This window comes from Chitinophaga sp. Cy-1792, assembly GCF_011752935.1.
Taxonomy (GTDB): Bacteria; Bacteroidota; Bacteroidia; order Chitinophagales; family Chitinophagaceae; genus Chitinophaga.
Map to the genome: position 1 here is coordinate 243,490 of NZ_VWWO01000001.1, position 20,789 is coordinate 264,278.

At 43.6% G+C, this 20,789-nt stretch carries 15 protein-coding genes and 1 tRNA gene; 10 read left to right on the forward strand and 6 right to left on the reverse strand.

Features of this window, described 5'->3' with window-relative positions; translation table 11 throughout:
* Window positions 1-74 precede the first annotated feature (74 nt).
* The 10 genes from F3J22_RS00985 (at window position 75) to F3J22_RS01030 (ending at window position 10,734) form a co-directional block, all read left to right on the forward strand.
* Window positions 75-1,043: a zinc dependent phospholipase C family protein gene (locus F3J22_RS00985; protein WP_167013393.1), complete on the forward strand. Its 969-nt coding sequence runs from the start codon at window positions 75-77 to the stop codon at window positions 1,041-1,043.
* Between the two features lie 203 nt (window positions 1,044-1,246).
* Window positions 1,247-2,317 (forward strand): 3-phosphoserine/phosphohydroxythreonine transaminase, encoded by a 1,071-nt coding sequence (serC, locus tag F3J22_RS00990; RefSeq protein ID WP_167013395.1) that lies wholly within the window; start codon window positions 1,247-1,249, stop codon window positions 2,315-2,317.
* Between the two features lie 125 nt (window positions 2,318-2,442).
* A complete protein-coding gene (locus tag F3J22_RS00995; RefSeq protein WP_167013397.1) occupies window positions 2,443-3,687 on the forward strand; it encodes a DUF1015 domain-containing protein in 1,245 nt (414 codons plus the stop codon).
* Window positions 3,688-3,758: 71 nt separating this feature from the next.
* Window positions 3,759-4,628, forward strand: coding sequence for a hypothetical protein (locus tag F3J22_RS01000; RefSeq protein ID WP_167013399.1), 870 nt, complete (start codon window positions 3,759-3,761; stop codon window positions 4,626-4,628).
* Window positions 4,629-4,921: 293 nt separating this feature from the next.
* Window positions 4,922-5,980 (forward strand): lipopolysaccharide assembly protein LapB, encoded by a 1,059-nt coding sequence (locus F3J22_RS01005; RefSeq protein ID WP_167013401.1) that lies wholly within the window; start codon window positions 4,922-4,924, stop codon window positions 5,978-5,980.
* A 26-nt stretch (window positions 5,981-6,006) separates the two neighbouring features.
* Window positions 6,007-7,662, forward strand: a complete 1,656-nt coding sequence (gene paaN, locus F3J22_RS01010) for a phenylacetic acid degradation protein PaaN (RefSeq protein ID WP_167013403.1) — start codon at window positions 6,007-6,009, stop codon at window positions 7,660-7,662.
* Window positions 7,663-7,733: 71 nt separating this feature from the next.
* Window positions 7,734-8,399 (forward strand): YceI family protein, encoded by a 666-nt coding sequence (locus F3J22_RS01015; RefSeq protein ID WP_167013405.1) that lies wholly within the window; start codon window positions 7,734-7,736, stop codon window positions 8,397-8,399.
* A gap of 88 nt (window positions 8,400-8,487) precedes the next feature.
* Window positions 8,488-8,760, forward strand: coding sequence for a 2TM domain-containing protein (locus F3J22_RS01020; RefSeq protein WP_167013407.1), 273 nt, complete (start codon window positions 8,488-8,490; stop codon window positions 8,758-8,760).
* Between the two features lie 30 nt (window positions 8,761-8,790).
* Window positions 8,791-10,605, forward strand: coding sequence for a long-chain fatty acid--CoA ligase (locus F3J22_RS01025; RefSeq protein WP_167013409.1), 1,815 nt, complete (start codon window positions 8,791-8,793; stop codon window positions 10,603-10,605).
* A 57-nt stretch (window positions 10,606-10,662) separates the two neighbouring features.
* Window positions 10,663-10,734, forward strand: a tRNA-Arg gene (locus tag F3J22_RS01030).
* 96 nt (window positions 10,735-10,830) lie between these two features.
* On the opposite strand, the gene F3J22_RS01035 is transcribed toward F3J22_RS01030, so the two are convergent.
* The 6 genes from F3J22_RS01035 to F3J22_RS01060 form a co-directional block, all read right to left on the reverse strand.
* Window positions 10,831-11,556 (reverse strand): carboxypeptidase-like regulatory domain-containing protein, encoded by a 726-nt coding sequence (locus tag F3J22_RS01035; protein ID WP_167013411.1) that lies wholly within the window; start codon window positions 11,554-11,556, stop codon window positions 10,831-10,833.
* Window positions 11,557-11,657: 101 nt separating this feature from the next.
* Window positions 11,658-12,131: an SRPBCC domain-containing protein gene (locus F3J22_RS01040; protein ID WP_167013413.1), complete on the reverse strand. Its 474-nt coding sequence runs from the start codon at window positions 12,129-12,131 to the stop codon at window positions 11,658-11,660.
* Window positions 12,132-12,275: 144 nt separating this feature from the next.
* A complete protein-coding gene (locus tag F3J22_RS01045; RefSeq protein WP_167013415.1) occupies window positions 12,276-13,763 on the reverse strand; it encodes a RagB/SusD family nutrient uptake outer membrane protein in 1,488 nt (495 codons plus the stop codon).
* Between the two features lie 18 nt (window positions 13,764-13,781).
* Window positions 13,782-16,886 (reverse strand): TonB-dependent receptor, encoded by a 3,105-nt coding sequence (locus tag F3J22_RS01050; RefSeq protein ID WP_167013417.1) that lies wholly within the window; start codon window positions 16,884-16,886, stop codon window positions 13,782-13,784.
* 486 nt (window positions 16,887-17,372) lie between these two features.
* Window positions 17,373-19,355: a hypothetical protein gene (locus F3J22_RS01055; protein ID WP_167013419.1), complete on the reverse strand. Its 1,983-nt coding sequence runs from the start codon at window positions 19,353-19,355 to the stop codon at window positions 17,373-17,375.
* Between the two features lie 293 nt (window positions 19,356-19,648).
* On the reverse strand, window positions 19,649-20,671 hold the full coding sequence (locus F3J22_RS01060) for an aldo/keto reductase (RefSeq protein ID WP_167013421.1): 1,023 nt from the start codon (window positions 20,669-20,671) through the stop codon (window positions 19,649-19,651).
* Window positions 20,672-20,789: the final 118 nt, after the last annotated feature.

Sequence of the window (20,789 nt, forward strand, 5' to 3'; positions counted from 1 at the left end):
TCCCGGCCTTTGTTTTTGTATGCTGTAAACATTTAACTTAGTTAGCCCAAATAACCCGTTAAATGTTAACCCATATGTCTACACGTAGTTTGTTACTTACGCTTGTATTACTATTACCTTTTTGTAAAATATTTGCCTGGGGCTTTTTTGCTCATGAGCGCATCAACAGGCTGGCTGTATTTTGTTTGCCACCGGCGATGATGAAGCTTTATAAGGCCAATATTGATTTCATTACGCAGCATGCCACTGATCCTGACAAGCGGCGGTATATGGTGGCTGCAGAGGGGCCGCGGCATTTTATAGACATTGACGTATTAGACAGGCCTCCTTACGAGCACATACCCAGGGACTGGAAGGCCGCACTGGCGCAGTATTCCTTTGATTCGTTGCAACGAACAGGCATTTTACCCTGGCATTTGGAGAAGATGATGGCCATGCTGACAAAGGCTTTCCGGGAAAAGGATCAGTACCTGATCTTGCGGAGATCTGCGGAGATAGGCCACTACATTGCAGATGGTCATGTTCCCTTACATGCCTGCTCCAATCATAACGGTCAGCTGACACAGCAGCAGGGCATCCATGGCCTCTGGGAGTCGAGGATTCCGGAGCTGCTGGCAGATAAATCTTTTGATTACTGGGCAGGCACCGCTACTTATGTTTCCCGGCTGCAGCCTTATTTCTGGCAGATAGTAACAGAGAGCGGTATGGCCGCAGATACTGTCCTTCACCTGGAGAAACAGTTATCCCTTCAGACTGCTCCTTCACGGCGTTATGCCTTTGAGGACCGCAAAGGCAAACTTACCAGGAATTATGCCTCCGGATATGCAAAAGCTTACAACGACAAGCTGAATGGAATGGTAGAGCGCCGGATGAAACAGGCTATACATGCGGTGGCCAACTGCTGGTATACCGCATGGGTCAATGCCGGACAACCATCACTGGATTCTCTTACACATACTAACCTGACAACGATCGGATTAACGGAATTCAGCAACCTGCAACTGCAATGGCAGCACGGGCAAATGCAAGGCAGACCGGAGTAATTAGCCGGTCTGTCAGCAAAAAAGCAGAAATAAATAGCGCCAAAAAATATAAAAAGATATTTTATCTTTGTCGCGCAGCTATTATAGCATATCCTACACCACGCACCTTAAGGTTTTAACACCCGTGCCGTTTTTTTCCGTTTCCTTAGAAAAACCAAAACAAAGTGGAAAGATCAAAAAATGAATTTAATCTAGATCGCAACATGAAGGTGCACAATTTTAACGCAGGTCCTTCTGTATTACCTAACGAGGTATTGTACAAAGCCAGCAAAGCCCTAATCGATTTCGAAGGTTCGGGAATGTCTATACTGGAGATTGGTCACAGAACAGCACCGTTTATGGCGGTGATGGACGAAGCCCGTAACCTGGTAAAGGAACTGATGCAACTAGATGACGACTTTGAAGTGCTGTTTTTACAAGGAGGCGCTACCACCCAATTCATGCAGGTACCAATGAACCTGTTGGAAAATGGTAATACTGCTGCCTATGTAGATACCGGCGTTTGGTCCAATAAGGCAATCAAAGAAGCCAAATTATTCGGATATGCCGACGTTATTGCCAGCTCCAAAGAAAGCAACTATAACTACATCCCCAAACAGTTTACAATTCCATCGCAGGCAAGCTACCTGCACATCACCACTAACAATACCATCTATGGTACCCAGTGGCAGATGACCCCTGTAACTGATGTTCCAATCGTGGCTGACATGAGCTCTGATATCCTCAGCCGTAGTATGGACTTTAACAAGTTTTCCCTGATCTATGCAGGCGTACAGAAAAACATGGGCGCCGCAGGTGCTACCATGGTTGCCATACGCAAAAGCATGCTCGGAAAAGTTACCCGTAACATCCCTTCCATCCTCGACTACAAAAATCATATCGAGAATGGATCCATGTTAAACACCCCTCCGGTATTTGCCGTTTATATCTCCATGCTGACACTCCGCTGGCTCAAAGAGCAAGGCGGCGTACCTGCCATCGAAAAAATAAACGATAAAAAAGCAGCATTACTTTACGACGAAATCGACCACAACCCGTTATTCCGCGGTACCGTAGTGAAAGAAGACCGCAGTAAAATGAATGCCTGCTTCATCATGGACAAACCAGAAATGGAAGAAGAGTTCCTGAAATTCTGTAAGAAAGAAGATATCGTTGGCATCAAAGGACACCGCCTTTCCGGTGGTTTCCGTGTATCCATGTACAACGCGCTTCCTTATGAAAGCGTAGAAGTAATGGTGGAAGCCATGAAATATTTCAGCCTGAAGAAAGCCTAAACTAAACCGCAAGGCCTGCTGAAAGGCAAAGCAACAGCCGTCTCTACTGAGTAGAGACGGCTGTTTTATTTTAATTTCCACTGACTATTTATTACTATATTTAGTAATCATACACAGTTTTTCTTATGGCTATTATCAAACCCTTCAAAGGATTAAGGCCAAAAACAGATTTGGCAGCCCAGGTGGCTGCAAGGCCTTATGACGTACTCAGCTCCGCTGAAGCAAAACAAGAAGCAGCTGGCAACCCGCACTCCTATTACCATGTGTCTAAATCAGAAATAGACCTCCCCGACATTATCGATACCCATAGCCCGCAGGTATACGAAAAAGCAGCCGAAAACCTGCGCCAGCTCATTAAAGACGGTACACTGTTCCAGGACAATGAACCCTGCTACTATATTTACCGGCTTATCATGAACGGAAGATCACAAACAGGACTGGTATGTGTTTCCTCCGTTACCGACTATAACGCGGGCATCATCAAAAAACATGAATTTACCCGCCCCGACAAAGAACTTGACAGAATCAATCATATTAAAACCACCGAAGCGCAAACAGGCAATGTTTTCCTGGCCTACACCGATGTTCCGGAAGTAAACGCCATCATCGACCAATGGCAGGAACACCATGCGCCGGTATATGATTTCACCGCCGAAGACGGAATTCAGCACAGCATCTGGGTGATTAACACTCCGGCTGCCGTCAGGGATATCACCACCCTGTTCGCAGAAAAAGTGCCGGCCACCTACATCGCAGATGGCCACCACCGTGCCGCTTCTGCCAGTCTGGTCCAGAAAGAATACCAGGAAGCAGGTAAAATAAAATCTACAGATGATCCGGTCAACTATTTCCTGACTACCATCTTCCCCGCAAGTCAGCTGGCTATCATGGACTATAACCGCGTAGTTAAAGACCTCAACGGCCTTAGCGATGCAGCCTTCCTCTCCAACCTGGATTATGAATTCAATGTGGAAGAAATAGGCCATCAGCCGCAGCAGCCCAGCACGCTCCACGAATTCACCATGTACCTCGGTGGAAAATGGTACAGGCTCGTAGCGGAAGAAGGTACCTTTACCACAGACCCGATCGGCATCCTGGACGTCACTATCCTCTCCAATAATATCCTGGACAAACTACTGGGAATCAAAGACCAGCGCACCGATAAACGCATCGACTTTGTAGGCGGTATCCGTGGACTGAAAGAACTGGTAAAGCGCGTAGACAGCGGCGAAATGAAAGTTGCCTTCGCCCTTTACCCTGTTACCATTCAGCAATTATTCGATATTGCCGATAGCGGTAATGTGATGCCTCCCAAGAGCACCTGGTTCGAGCCCAAGCTAAGGGACGGCCTGATCACGCACCTGATATAATATTTTGAAAAAGAATTATATTTTTATGTCCGCTACATTGTGGCGGACTTTTTTATCCCTATTACAGTACTATGGAACAATTTACGGAGCAAACTATCTTCGATAATGCCGTGGAATATGGCAGCAGAGGGCCTGCACAGTTTCCCAGGATTAAAGAATTATGGATCATATTATTGGTCTTTGTAGGTATTTACCTACTCTCTAATATGATATACATCATCCCAATGATAATCGAAGGCAGAACCATTCAGGAACTTCCTCAGATAGTAGAAACCTATATGTGGCCCCAAAATATAGTGTTTAATATACTGTTTGGCTCCTACATTTACTGGCGATATAAACGGTCTAATCATACCTCCCGGAAATTCGGATTCACAAAAGTCACCTATAAACTCACAGTCGCTGTTTTTGCCAGCACTGTTTATCTGACCTGTATATTATATGGCACCTTAGATCTATTGGGAATCAGAAGTAGTTTTGAAAGTTATTACGATCTTTTTAATCCCGATATACATCTTTGGGGAATGCTGATGAATGCCCTGGTAGATATTGCCTGTGTTGTATTTATACAGACCGGAATATTCATGGATGGATTATTAAAGAACTACAAACCAGGGAAAGCCATTCTGCTGGGTTCACTTTTTCTTAGTCTGGGTATGATTAATCCATCCAACATTATCACGTCTTTTGTTTGGACTGCAGGTAGTGCCATGATTTATTACTACATGGAAAGTCTGTCTTATGTAATCGTTTTTGGGATAGCAACTTATGCAGTACCTATGTTGTTACCGGAGATACAACGGCAATACCCTAAATTTCAGATGCTGGGGTCTCCGAATCCATTAGCGTTGGGTCTTTGCCTGCTATTGTTTGTGCTTTCCTTCTATCCAATTGTACGTGACATTATTGCCAGGAGGAAGCAACAGAGTAGCAGCAATTGATACGATAAACATTTTCGTATATCCGTTATAGATATAACGGTATTCTTTCGGAACCTAAGGATGTCATATCCGAATATTAAACCGATAATCCTTACTACATTCCAGGGATAATCATCTGCATAATATTAAAAAAATCTATAATCAAAAAACAGCACAGGTATCTTCATATAATAATTAATTGATATACTGTAAGAATAAAAAGTTATACCCGTCGATGGATCAGCGGGACATTACCCCATTTTCCTTACTTTTACAACAAACGACAGACAGGAATGCATATTAGGTCCTCTTTATTGAAAACAATTTTTATAGCGGGAGTATTATTTTCTCAGACCGTATTCGGGCAGGATGCCAAGGAGCTTTTCAACACAGCATCCGGGTTTCAGCGCACGGGAGACTACTCTAACGCCATACTCGTTTTTAACCAGGCCTTACAGCTGGACCCTGACAATTTTGAGTATAAAAAGCAACTGGGGTATACCTGGTACCTGAAAGGTGACCTGAATAAGGCCAAAACCATCGTGGAGCCTTTGCTGAACAGCAAAGAAGCAGATGTACAGGTATACCAGATAGCCGGGAATATATATGTAGGAAGAGAAGAGTGGAAAACAGCGCAGAAGGTGTATGAGCGTGCTATCAGGAAGTTTCCGGATGCCGGTGAATTGTACAACGACAATGGTAACCTGCAGATGAACTTCAAAATGTATGATGCTGCGCTTAGCAGCTGGTTGAAAGGCATTGAAAAAGACCCTACCTTCCCGGGCAACTACTACAATGCGACTAAGACTTACTATTATAGCAATGATCCGATGTGGTGTATTATTTATGGAGAAGAATTCATGAATATGGAGAGCTACAGCACCCGCACCGCTGAGATCAGGATGATCGTACTGGAATCCTATAAGCGACTGTTCAACGATCCGTCTCTTATCAGCACCATTATTCCGGACGACGACAAAAGGAAAAGAAGTAAAGGCAGCAATGGCTTTGCACAGGCTTATAAGGAGTCGCTGGGCAAGCAACTGAGCGTTGTTACCGGTGGTGTAGACCTGGATGGCCTCATTATGGCACGCACCAGGTTTATCCTCGACTGGGATAAAAACAATTCGGAGAAGTACCCATTTGCATTATTCGATTTCCAGCGCAGAATGCTGCGGGAAGGAATGTTTGAATCATATAACCAGTGGCTGTTTGGCCCGGCAGTAAGTCAGGCCGGCTACAAAGCCTGGACTAACCTTCACAAACAGGAGTACGATTCGTTTACTAAGTTTCAGCGCAATAATCAATTCAAACCAAGACCGGACGAGTATTATAATGATGGGAAGTTTTCGTTGGTGAATCCGGGATATTAATTTTCCGAAAACCACAAAATCTAAATATGCTTGTTGCTAAACACCAAAACACAATTGACAATGCAGTAAAAGCCAACCAGGAAAGGACTTTTTTCTCGCATTACCCGGAACATCCTAAAGCATATGGCGATGAGGCCCATGCCATTGGCGCACAGAGCTATCAGCAGATGCTGGGGAAACCCTTTATGCAACTGATCCAGAAAGGTGAAACCGGATGGACCGGCGAAGAAATTTCGCCCTATTCAGGAGAAGTTTTAGGCATCACCTATCCTGTATTTGCCGTTAATGACCTGATCAGCAAAGCAGCAACAGCCGGTAAATCCTGGGCTAAAGTACCGGTGCCAGAGCGCGCCGCCGTTCTTACAGAAACCCTGGACCGTATCAAAGAGCATTTCTTTGATATTGCCAATGCGACCATGCATACCACCGGTCAGAGCTATATGATGAGCTTCCAGGCAAGTGGCCCCCATGCGAATGACAGGGCACTGGAAGCCATAGCAGCCGGGTTCCAGGAATTACAACGTTATCCGGACAACATCCTCTGGGAAAAGCCAATGGGCAAAGCAAGCGTGAAGCTGAACAAATCCTTCAAGGCTGTTCCTAAAGGTATCGGCCTGGTAATAGGCTGCTCCACCTTCCCGGTATGGAACTCACTCCCAGGCATATACGCCGATCTGATTGCCGGCAATACCGTTATCGTAAAGCCTCACCCTAAAGCTATTCTTCCTATAGCCATCGCCGTTAGCTGTATTCAGCAGGTGCTGGAAGAAGCAGGCTATGAGCCTAATATCTGCCAGCTGGCCGTAGACAGTTCAGATCACCTGATCACCAAGGAACTCTGCGAAAACCCTGCAGTAAAGCTGATAGACTATACCGGCGGAAGTGCATTCGGTGATTATGTGGAGTCACTCAAGGGCAAAACGGTATTTACCGAAAAGGCTGGCGTGAATTCCGTTATCCTCGACAGCGTAAAAGATCTGGATGCCGTTATTCAGAACCTGGCATTTTCCGTGAGTTTATATTCCGGTCAGATGTGTACTGCACCGCAGAACTTCTTCATACCGGAGCATGGCATTGAAACCAGCCATGGCAAAGTAAGCTTCAACGAGGTCGTTACTAAATTCAGGGATGCCGTTGATGCCCTGGTAAACAACCCCAAAATGGGTGCAGGAACCCTTGGTGCCGTACAAAATGAACAAACCCTTGAGCGTGCAAAAAATGCAGGTGCACTGGGAGGTAAAATCGTTTTACAGGGCCAGGCAATTGCCAATGAAGAATTTACCAAAGCACGTATGTTTACCCCTACCATTTTGGAGGTGACCAGTGCTGATAACAATATTTATGAAAATGAGCTGTTCGGGCCGGTAGTACTTGTTGTAAAAACCAGGGATACTGCGCATTCTGTGCAGCTGGCCAAGCATATGGCTGAAAAGCACGGGGCGATTACCTGTGCCGCCTATACGACGGATCCAAAAGTTAAGGAGCAGATTACAGAGGAAATGAATAGTGTATTTACGCCTGTATCCTTTAACCTGACAGGGTTTATCTGGGTGAACCAGCATGCGGCCTTTTCAGATTTCCACGTCACCGGTGGTAATCCGGCTGGTAATGCAAGCTTTACCAACCAGGAGTTCATCCTCAGACGCTTTGTATGGGTAGGCAACCGAGAGCTGGCAGAATAACTTTTTTTTGAGGGAGTCCGGCTCTGCCACTGGTTTTGCCGGATTTTCCCCAAAATATGTTATATTTATATATGACCAGACAGATAACCATTTCTCTACTGTTGCTGGCTTTACTGGCTGCGTGCCAGGAAGCACCCAAAGCCGACAAGGCGAAGGTAGGCGAAATACAGGCCGTGAAGCCTGCGCATGGGAATGCGTACCAGGCAGACACAGCCATCAGTGTTATTGGATGGATTGGTACCAAGCCCACTGGAAAGCATCATGGAACGGTGAAATTGTTAAGCGGGGTAATTTATATAGAGGATACCAGTATTACGGCTGCCCGCTTTATTATCGATATGAAAACCATGGCCAATATAGACCTCGCTGCCGACACTGCCATGAAAAACAAGCTGGAGCGGGAGCTAAAGAGCCCGTTGTTTTTTGATGTATCCGAATATCCTACTGCCATCTTCGAAATGACATCTATCAAGCGTTATATCCCCTCGCTGGATGATGATATTACACTAAGAGACGCAACCCATACCATCGAAGGGAATTTTACTGCCAAAGGCATTACCAAGAATATTTCTTTTCCTGCTGTTATTAAAGTTTCTGACCAGAAAGTCACTGCATTAGCCAGCTTTAATATAGACCGAACCCTGTGGGGGATGAATTACCGTACCAACAAATCTTTGCAGGATAAACTCATTAAATCTCAGGTAAATATAAGCTTGAGTGTGGTAGCTGTAAGATAGTGTTATTTTTTACCATTTTTCTGGGAGAAGCGGAGAAAATACATTAAATTAGATACAACAGCCGCTACAGATAAAAGCTGTGATTTATATGGAGACTAGTCACGAAAGGGAAGCGCGACTTTGGAATATTACAAAAGCCAAAACCGCCTTCAAAACCCATCTGGTCCTGTATGTGCTGATAAGTACAGCCTTATGGGTCGTTTGGTTTCTGACAGATAGTAAATTCCATGGGATACCCTGGCCGGTATGGCCGGAGGTAACGTGGGGAATTATCCTGGTATTCCAATATTTCAAAGGCTATTATAAATACTTTCCGGCAAAGTTCGGGAAGATCGGGAAGCAGCAACAAACACGTTATTAAGATTTTAGCCAAAACAAAATTTATAGCATAATGGACCAGCCGCAACGACTTTTTGACGTCATTAACTACCAATTGGAACACTATCCCAAACAGGATATGCTGGTCCAGAAAGTTAATGGTCAATGGAAGCCACTAAGTACAAAGGAAGTAGGTGAGATAGCAATGAAGTTCAGTTCCGGATTGCTTCGACTTGGTATTAAAGCGGGTATTAAGGAAAATGAGGAGAAAGATAAAATTGCCATTATCGCCCCTAACCGTCCTGAATGGATACTGACAGACCTTGCCTGTCAGCAGCTGGGAGCAGTGCTTACTCCTATTTATCCTACCATTAGTCAGAATGAGCTTGAATTTGTGCTGAACAATGCCGAAGCCAGGATACTTTTTGTCAATGATAAAGAGTTACTGGAGAAGGTTTTGGAGGCCAGAGATAAATTTCCGACCATCCGGGAGATCTTCACCTTTGAGAAGGTAGAAGGTGCCCGTCACTGGGAAGAAGTGCTGGCATTAGGTCAGCAGGAAGATTATGAGCAGATTGAGATGATAAAAAACAACATCTCACCGGAAGAACTGGTAACGATCATCTACACCTCCGGAACCACCGGTACACCTAAAGGTGTAATGTTGAGTCACCATAACATCATGAGTAATGTACTTACCTGTAAGCCTTATCTGCCGGTAAACCCGGAAGCCAGGGCATTGAGTTTCCTGCCACTGAACCATATATTTGAACGCATGGTGACCTACCTGTTTTTATCAGCGGGTGTACCTATTTACTATGCCGAAAACATGGATAAAATCGGTGACAACCTCAAAGAGGTGAAGCCTACCATATTCACTACAGTACCTCGTCTGCTGGAAAAAGTATACGAGCGTATCATGGCTACAGGCCTTGAATTAAAGGGCATCAAGCGTGCACTTTTCTTCTGGTCGGTAGAACTGGGCAAACAATACGAAATCAATAAAAACCAGGGCTTCTGGTATAATCTCAAGCTGAAAATCGCTAACAAGCTGGTATTCAGCAAGTGGAGGGCTGCGCTCGGTGGTAATATCCAGTGTATCGTATGCGGCGCCGCTGCCTGCCAGGTGCGCCTGCTGAAGATATTCACCTCTGCCGGTATCCCTATCATGGAAGGTTATGGCCTGACAGAAACCTCTCCGGTAATCAGCGTAAACAGATATACCGTAGAAGATCGCATGTTTGGCACTGTAGGCCCTATTATAGACGGTGTGGATGTCAGGATGGCCGAAGATGGAGAAATCCTCTGTAAAGGCCCTAATGTGACCATTGGCTACTATAAACGCCCAGACCTCACCGCAGACGCCATCAAAGACGGCTGGTTCCATACCGGCGACATTGGCGTCATCATCGATAATAAGTTCCTGAAAATCACCGACAGGAAGAAAGAACTCTTCAAAACGTCCGGTGGTAAATTCGTGGCGCCACAGCCTATCGAAAATAAATTCAAGGAATCTCCCTATATAGAGCAGATCATGGTCGTTGGGGAAGACCGTAAGTTTACCGGCGCCGTTATCGTTCCATCCTTCAGCAACCTGAAAAAATGGGCCGAAAAACGTAGCATCGCCTGGACTACCAACGAAGAAATGGTCAAAAATCCGGAAGTAAAAGACCTGTTCAAACAGGCAGTAGATAAGTATAACCAATTCTTTAACCACATCGAACAGGTGAAGAAGTTCGCGCTGCTGCCCAACGAATGGACTGTAGATGCCGGAGAACTCACCCCTACACTGAAAGTGAAGCGTAAAGTGGTCCTGGAACGCTACAAAAAAGAAATCGAAGGAATTTATACCCCCGCCGCCGGAAAAGTGGATATAGAAAGTATTTAAAATTTAATTTAATTCCCTTACTTTTGCCACCCAATCCACCAAAAATGGATTGGAACCGGCCCGGTAGTTCAATGGATAGAATAGAAGTTTCCTAAACTTTAGATACAAGTTCGATTCTTGTCCGGGCTACGAAAAAAGGCGAAAATTCAGTACTGTACTGAATTTTCGCCTTTTTATTTTTGACCTGTTGTCACTTTTGTGGTCAGTATTTTTGAATACAAATCCTTAGTGATGGTGTCTTCTGAACAAATCCCAAAACCGCTGCCACCACGTTCTCCGTTTTACTGCGATTATTCCTCCGGTGATGCTGGTCATTGTGCGCATACTATAACCAACCACCGTAACTTCCTTCAGTTCCGACATCTTGTTACACATTGCCAGCTCCAATTTTTGATTCATTTCATCAACCCCGATAGCGAGCTCCTTGCCATCATACCCCATACTACTAAACGTTAAATTAACTGAATCCTGGCCACCGGTTATGGGAATATCGATTTTAAAACTACCATCATTACCAGATGTAGTACCAATCTTACTATCCTCTTTCAGCATGATGGTAACACCTGGTATCGCTACTCCAGAATGTAAATCTGTAATAATCCCTTGTAATTGAATATGTTTGGTTTTTATCTGAGTTGCTTTTGAAGCATTCTTCGTTATTGATTGACCGTGGCTGGTACCAGGAATGATGGTGGATAAAACAGCAGTTAATACTAAAGTAGGCAGAAGTGCCTGCCACTCTCTTTCACGTAGCTCTCTGTCAATTTGTTGTATATGCACTCTCCCGCAGATCTCTCCTTTCGTTTTTTTAAGCAGTCGTACAATTTCAGCGTCTGTCATGTGGGTAAAATCCAACACCTGCTTATTACATGCTTCACAGAACCTGCCACCATCAATTGGTAGCATACCGTCCCAGCTTTGCTCACAAGGTTTAGGAATAGATAATTTCATAGGCAAGCATTTGCTACACATTTAAGGTAATGCTTTTCCCTTGTGACTACATTACAGTTTTGCTTAATTTTATCTTGAAGGGAATTAAATTTTTGTTCCTCTCATCGCTCCCCTGCCAGCCACTTATCCAGTTTCAGTAATGTCAGCGCTGTTCCTTTCTCATTATCCTCCGGATGGATTCCTTCAGGGATATTATCGAACCTTATTTTCACCATGGTACTGAGATCATCAATAGGGATGATGGTTATCGTCATATGCATCTCCCCTTTGAAAGCATTATCAGCGGTTTCAAAGGTAGTAGCTGTCCTTATAAGCTGATCAGGAACCAGTTCAAGAAAAGTGGAATGAAAACGATCTTCCTTACCCGCCGTTTTACCAATGCCCTCACTGGATGCAGGGTAATATAACGACATCTCATACCCACCTCCTTCCCCTAAACTGAAAGCATGTACTTTGGCCGTCATATCTCCCGGTGCCATAAATTGCTCCAACGACGCAGCATGTGTAAAGGCTTCGTATATGGCATGTGGTGTGGCTTTGAAAATACGTTCATTCGTGGTGGTACGGCTTTTCATGGCAGCAATATTTTATACTACTAATTTATTCTCTTCCAGCGAGATATATAAGGGGTAATAGCGACAAAATACAGCCACAAAAAAGCCAGGCAAAGAATTGCCTGGCCGATTGTTTTGGGTTGTTATGTTTTAGACAAGTAATAATTATTTGTTCTGGTCGCTGGCAGGTATGCTGGGATTGGCGTCCATTTCCGGCTGTGGCACCTGGAACAGCCAGCGCTCATCTTCAGCAGGAACATCCAGCACCACGCTCCAATGCGTTCCTGTACGCTTTAATGGTCGCTGATAACGCTTCAAATCAAAAAACTCCGCTCCAATCTCTGCATATAACTCCTTACGACGCTCTAATAATACCGCCGCAATCAGCTGGTCTTTTGTCAAACCGGCAGGCTTCACATATGCCGGATCTCTCAGCGACTGAATAGCATATAATGCATCCGTTCCTTCACTGACCTTACCCTGTTGCGCCAAAGCCTCTGCTTCTATCAGATACATCTCTGCAGCACGCATCACCAGTATATCGCCAGACATAGATTCTTTCGCCTGGTATTTATGTGTCTGATATTTACGATACGGATAGTTTGCATTAGGTGCTAAGGCCACAAAAGTAGCCTTACGGGCATCTGTAGCACTAAACAGATTCACGAACCCATCATTGATGTAAATATTACGGTAATAGCCTCCAACAGGATCAATAAAGCTGAATAGTGAGTAATAACTCAGCGTCTGATCAACCGGTACCGGGAAGCCCCAGATCCACTCCCCATTACTCAGATCATTAAATCCCGCCAGATAAGTAGCGTTGCTCATCATAGGGAAACCATCGTAAGCGATTTTAGCATTATCGATTGCTTTCTGCCATAGTGATGGATCTGCCATAGCCAGCTCCTGGTATACTTCTGCTAAAATACCAGCAGCTACATTCTTATTAATTCTGTACTTCTTATCTCTGTCTGCCGGCAGCTTTGCCACTGCATTTTCGAGATCAGAAACAATCAGCGTATACACTTCCTTCATAGTAGCACGCGGATTACCGCTAATACCTGGCGTTGTATAAATAGGTACCGCTTTAGCATTTGCATCTTTAGCATAGGTAAACTGATATACACGCGCCAGCCAGAAGTAGGAATAAGCACGCAATGCCGCTGCCTCTGCGCTTAACGCTGCCTTATCTGCATCGCTTGCATCAGATACCCCACCAATATTTTTGATGATAGCATTTGCATTGTTGATCACTTTGTAAAACATATCCCATACCTGCAAAGTCCTGCTACCCGTAGCGATTCTGCCGTAACTATTCTCTGCCCAATTGTACTCATTTCCCCACCAGCTGGTTGTTGGAATAATATCATTTCCACGTACATCAAAGAAGAACTGATCTGTTTTGAGTCCACGGTTCGTGAGATTGCCCGAGTTATTCGGATCTCCACCATAGCCATTGTAGTTTTCTGAACGGAGGATATAGTAAATACCGGTTAAAGCATTTACTGCTCCCGCTTTAGTAGTAAAGAGAATGGAGGAGGTAAGATCTCCGTTTTCCGCTTTAATATCATTCAGATAATTTTTTGAACAGCTTTCTGTCATTATCAGCATAGCTGCCAGTATAGATATTTTAAAGAGATACTTTTTCATCGTAAGTAAGTTTGCCGATTAGAAATCAAGATTTACACCCACAGAAACTGTTCTTAATGCAGTAGAGTTATGGCCGGAAGCTACAGCAGAGATACCGGCTTCAGGATCTGTTCCTTTCGGACCACCAAACCAGGTAAATGGATTCTGGACATCCGCATAAACCCGCGCCCCACCTATGAATGTACGCTGAAGAATATTTGCTGGCACACGATATCCCAATGTAATGTTACGCACACGCATATACGTAGCATCATACATGAATCTTGTGCTGCTGGAAGATGTATTCAGGTCTGTTGTAGCCATCAGCTTAGGTGTAAGACCATCACCAGGATTAGTCTTACTCTGCCATCTCTTAGATAACAATTCAGCGGAAGCATTGGTACCGGCACTATAGAAAGAGTGCATCAGACTGGCATAATCCGTAGCATACATATGGCCACCGCCAACGAAATACACTAATACCGATAAATCAAATGATTTATAACGAATGGTATTTGTCAAGCCACCGGTGTAATCCGGTAATTTGCCACCAACATATTGTAACGTCGCATCCGCATATTTACTGGTAGTATCTTTGGTAGTTTTACCATTTGCATCAGTGGTCAGCTTATACCACATTGGCGTACCATTTTCAGGGTTTACTCCAGCATACTCTTTCAGACGAAATTCATACAAGCTCTTTCCTACAATAAAAGTTGTTCCCAGCGGCACATCCAGTACTTTGTTTTTATTCCTCGAGATGTTCAGCGATGTAGTCCATTCGAAATCTTTACGTTTAATATTTACGGAAGAAATTTCAAATTCAATACCTGCGTTGCTGACTTTACCAATATTGGATATTACAGAGGAATTACCGGTAGAATTAGGTAATGGCCTGTTGAAAATGAGACTTCTTGATTTCCTGTTGTAGTAAACGATGCTTCCATATAAGCGGTTATCAAAGAAACCATATTCGATACCCAGGTCCAGCTGTTCCTGTTTTTCCCAGGTCAGCTGATCGTTGCCCACGCTCTTTATTGTGGAACCTGCATCTGGTCCCATATTGGCGCCGGAGGTATAAGTAGGCAGATAAGGGAAATAACTTGGACTACCGTTAATAAGTATATTGGAGTTACCTGTAGTTCCGTAGCTGGCTTTTAGCTTCAGCTCACTCAGGTAGTCAGCACCTGCCAGGAAAAATTCTTTATTGATATTCCAGGCCACACCCGCTGAATAAAACACACCATTTCTTACTTTTTCTGCAAATCGGCTGTCAGCATCATTTCTGATAGATAAGCTCAGGTGATATTTGTCCCTGAAATCATACATCGCTCTGCCCATATAGCTGACAACCCTATTCGCATCTTTGTAGCCACCTGCTGTAAAGGTAGATCCATAGTTGATTTGCGTAGGCTTATCGAAGGTAAAACCAGTACTTTGCGCCCATGTTTGTGACGAATTGTAACCTCTGGCCTCCGTACCTGCAAGCAAATTGATGTGATGATCTTTACCAAATAATTTATCGTAGGTAAGTGTATTGGTAAAGGTGGTAGTAAATGAAGTGGTAAGTCCCCTGTAGCTCAGGCCATTAGTGGTAGAGCCATCTCCATAAAAAGGATTCCAGAAAACATCTCCTACATAGTTGTAGTAGTCTACTGCATACTGTGTTCTGAATTTCAGTCCAGGCAAAAGTATCGCCTCACCGAAGAAGTTTCCGGAAGTGGTGAAAACGTCATTGGTGATAGGGTTCTGTGCTACGGTAGCGGCAGGGTTCTGTCCGGGGTTGTAACTCCTTTTCCATGGCCCGTTCAAGCCATAGTCAAATACTTTGTTACCGGAAGCATCCAGCGCAATTTCACCGGTATTCTCATCACGTAAGTAAATCGGATAGATAGGTGCTACGGTTCTGGCGAAAGCCAGTGCATTGGATGCAGAAGCATCACCCTGATAAGGATAATTCTGTGTAGAGTAAGACAGGCTGATGTTTCCACCTGCACTCAGCCATTTATTGATCTTGCTATCGACCTTTAACCTGGTACTGTAGCGTTTGAAGTTCGATTCTATTACCCTACCCTGATCTGATAAGTAGCCACCAGAGAGGAAATACCGGATACCATCCGGATTACCACCACTAACGGACAAAGTGCTCTCATTTCGTTTACCCGTTCTCGTTAATGCATTCATCCAGTTATCATCCCATCGTGGCGTAAGTCCAGCTTTCAGTTTACCATCTGTACCAACGGGCTTAGGATCGTTGTAAGGGTTATACTCATCGATCCGGCCTACCAACATATCAGTTGCATACTGCGCTGGGTCCGCATTTCCGGCAGCAATGGCATCGTTCTTTAATGCTTCCCAGGTCAGTTCCATGAACTGTTGCTGGTTCAGCAATTTATATTCCTTAACTGCCCTGTTGGAGAAACCAGAAACATTGGTGAAATTAAATTTCGCTTTACCCTTACCCATCTTGGTAGTGATAAGGATCACACCATTGGCAGCGGTACTACCGTACATTGCAGCTGATGACGCATCTTTCAGTACAGTGATACTTTCAATATCATTCGGGTTAATATTGCTTAAACTTCCGCCAAAGATGGCACCATCCACTACATAAATGGGTGATGCAGAAGCATTGTAGGAGCCGATACCACGGATACGAATCGTCATATCTTCACCTGGCTGTCCGGTACTCCCAATAGCCATCACACCGCTGGCTGTACCCTGCAGTACGCTGGTTACGTTAGAGACCTGCAGGTCTTTGATCTGATCAGCTTTTATAACGGCAGCACTACCGGTAAAGCTTTTCTTCTGTGTGGAACCATAAGCAGTAATCACTACTTCATCCAGTTTCCTGGTATCTTCTGTTAACCTTATCTGGTAAACACTTTGATTACTGAGAATAATTTCACGGGTAATGTAAGAAACGAAGGATACAGTGAGTTGCTTGGTCTCTGCGTTTACCATCAGGTTAAAACTGCCGTCGGACTGAGTTGTAACGCCTCCTTTCTGTCCGGTGGGTACAATGGTAGCACCTATAAGTGGCACACCTTTTTCATCGGTAACAACGCCTTTGATCGCTCGCTGTTGCGCAAGCAATTGCAAGCAGCATAATAGCATGCATGCCAATAAAAGTCTTGTTTTCATGACTCGTTATTTAGGTAAATGGATTCTGGTTGATAATTAATAGCAAAAACTTTCTGTGCCGCATTTTTGATGCAGCATCATTGTATAACATGATCGATAATTTCTTAAGGCGTCGGCATTATAAGCCCGTTCAGAAATGTTGGCACTTCTGTCAGATAAGCAAACGGCAAATAGCAACTAATACGGCTGAAATGCAATACAGATAAGCATTACAGGTGAACTAAAAGAGTCTTCTAACGGTTTAATTATATTTTGATTGATAAAAAGCCTGCTGGTTTCATTCTACGTTTCAATTCTATCATTGTGAAATACAGGCAACTTCTGCTCACAATCTAATGCACGTTTTTTTGAAATTATAGAGGAGAGCAATAATTGTAAATAGTTGATTAATTTCTGATAGTATGGTAACCCGGTATGGTAATAAGACTAAATAAAAAAGGCACCCGCACTTACCACGGATGCCTCTGCTATTACGAATTCCAATATTTATTCTGTTTTACGATTATATAAGTCCTTCACTATATTATGCATTAGTTGCATCCTGCTCTTCTCTTTTATCAAAGACGGACAATTTTGGTAAAGGAAACGCGCAATTTCAGGAGTAGTGCTAACGATCCCTTCTCCATTAAAAGACAAACGACACGGCAAAAACATTGCATTAGGGGCTTCGTAATAAGCATGTTGGATCGTTATCATCTCCCCGGCATCATTAACTAAAGTTATTGCCGTCCAGTTGGTGGTAGTACTCCAACCTTCGGCTCCACGCATAATTGTCTTTCCTAACGTAGCATCATCAAGTGTAGCAATCGAATCAACCAAAGAAATCAGTTTAGCAAAGTCAAGATTATTCTCCTCCATATAAAAAGTTGCAGCCCCTCTCTTCTCACTATAATCTCTTTTGCGGTTAAATTCACTGATATCCTTTTTACATTGTGCATATTCTTTCTGTGTAAATTTAATATCAGCTATACCAGGCATAGCACCATTATCATTACAGATAGCTTTTACCAGCCTGTCCACATCGTTTGCATTTATTATCTCAACATCTGTTTTCTGGTCATTGGTATGGCGTGTTCCTTTGGAAACATTATCTGCTAACACAAAATCATTGCCGTCTTTCTCATACTCCAGGTTGTCGCTAAAAGAATGAAAACATCCCTGACTACCTACGGAAATGACTACACGCTTAACAGAATGTTTTTGAAAATTAACCAGGTAACCGCCAAGCAACTCAGTCCTGGTATTCCCATTATCTAAATTTACGTGATAGATAGAATCATTGGAGGTTTGGAAAGCAACCTCATTCCTGCTTTGATCGAATGAAACAGTATTAACATCAGGAGCTACAGGCAGTTCCCTAACCAACTTCCATTGTCCGGATGGAGCCGTTGAACTGTAAATATTTTTCCCGGAGAGGCCGTAATAACCACCACCTGCTCTTACAGCAAAAGCTACAGGATCTTTTGTTACCTCACCATCCATCCACACAGGAAAAACCTTCGCCGACTCATTAGCAGACATACGCACAATCGCACCATCAACCAGCAAAAACAGGCGGTCATTTGAACAGGCAGCAGAATAAACATTGCTGTTTATTTTGCCGACTTTGGCAGTATCCATCCGCTCATTTATATGTAATACAGATTGATCTTTCAATTGCAGAAACAAGCCATCATGTTCAGGATCTGAATAAAAGCTTTGAATATCCTTTTCATACTTCCATGACAACGAATCCTTTTCACTAACGAAAACCATTCCTTCTTCTTTCACCAGGAAATAGTTCCTGAAAATTGCCACCGCATCAATATTGGGCCGGCCATTCGGATTGGTTTTATTGTATTTTTTCTGGTCCAGTGGTGTAGGAAGCGCTTTCCAGGTTCTCCCATCATCAGCAGTAAAGGCAATGGAGTTCCATACAGAAGCCATTATCCCTTCCCCCCTGCTGTTATAGAACATTTCACTATAACGCTGCTGCTTGTACGGAGCAGGAACTATTTCCCAGGTTTTTCCGTAATCTGAGCTATGAGCCACTCCTTTTCCGGCAATGCTCATTAACGCTCTTCCATCTGATAGACTTGCCGCACCATCTATCCATCCGTCTGCTCCGAAATATACTACAGTCCAGCTCTTTCCTCCATTTTCCGTTCTGTAAATAACATCGTACTTCGAATTATTATTAATAAAGCCAGAGGTAAAAGCGGTATCCCTATTAAATATGTTAGTACGTTCCAGTAGCCATCCATAGTCTTTTTTATCATCGCCCTGTGGTGATCTGTTACTCCATAGTCCGGCTATGGAATCAGCATAGGCGAGTTCACCCGCTTTTGTAGTAATTAGCATACTACCATTCGTTGCAACATTCAGGGTTCTGGCAGAACTTTTAAATGTGTATACAGGATGCTGTACCTGGGCCGCAACCCTGCTTATGCCTGGCAGTAGTAATAAAAAAAATACCATTACTCTGTTCATAACGATGATATTAAGGGATAAAATTCTGTACAGGAATATTTCTACCTCATTAAGATAATAAAAGCAAACTCTTAATATTAACTGCAATCCAGTTACTATCGTTTTTAAAATATTCTATTAGTGCAGGTTATAGACTTTATATTTTGTCAGGATAAGAATGTAGGCTGAATTATTTTATCAAGATGAAAAGAAAGGAGTACCAGGTAAAATATCGATTCTGTCTTCTATATAAAAACAAAAGGTTGTAGAAACAATAAATTTCTACAACCTTTTATTTTAGCATAATAAAGCGTTTATCTTAAAATATCTCTATGCACCGGATCCACCAATTGCTGATTAAACCAGTGCGGGTACATAGGTGCCGTTTTCGATAATTCATCCAACAGTGCAACATCGCTATCAGAAAGATGTACATCAATAGCTTTCAGGTTATCCTCCAGCTGATGGATTTTGCTGGCACCAACGATGATACTGGACACAACCGGTTTACGAAGCAACCAGGCTAATGCCACCTGCGCAACTGAGGCGTTATAACCAGCCGCTACCTCCCTCATCTTCTCTACAATTTTAAACCCTTGTTCCTTGTCAAATGGTAAAAGATCAAAACCAGAAAGACGATTATTCTCATCTTTCAGATTTTCACGGGTATATTTGCCACTCAGAAAGCCACTCGCCAGCGGGCTCCATACGGTCATACCAATGCCGGCATGTTGCATAAACGGAACCACATCCTGTTCTACGTCTCGTCCTACCAGGGAATAGTTCATCTGGCCATTACAGAAAGTAGCCCAGCCATTGTCTTTCTGCAGCTGATAAGCCAATGCCGCCTTCCAGGCTGACCAATTGGAGAATCCTACATACCTTACTTTCCCGGCGGCTACCAGCGACTGAAGTGCTGACAATGTTTCTTCAAGCGGTGTAAACGGATCTTCCTTATGAAGAATATAAAGGTCTATATAGTCCGTCCCAAGCCGTTTCAGGCTTTGCTCACAGGAATAAAGAATGTGACGACGGCTTAATCCGGCCTGTGTAACGGGAGCCCCCGTACGAAAACCGACTTTCGTGGCAAGCACGACGTCCTTCCTTTTTGGGGCCAGCAATTTACCGAGCATTTCCTCAGATTGACCACCGGCATAGCCATCGGCAGTATCAAAAAAATTAATACCATTATCAATGGCTTTATTCACCATATTTTCAGCATCAGCCATAGACACCTTATATATGCTGGGAATAGATGGATCACTACCGAAAGTCATAGCGCCAAAAGATAATCGGGAAACAATGAGGCCTGTATCGCCTAGCTTAGCGTAGTTCATATGGATAATAAATATGCTTATAAATATAATACATCAGCTTCGTTCTTATACCTGAAATCGTAAATTTAATACACTAAAGGAGCAGCATGCTGGTACTTTTTACAATCTGGATCGACTC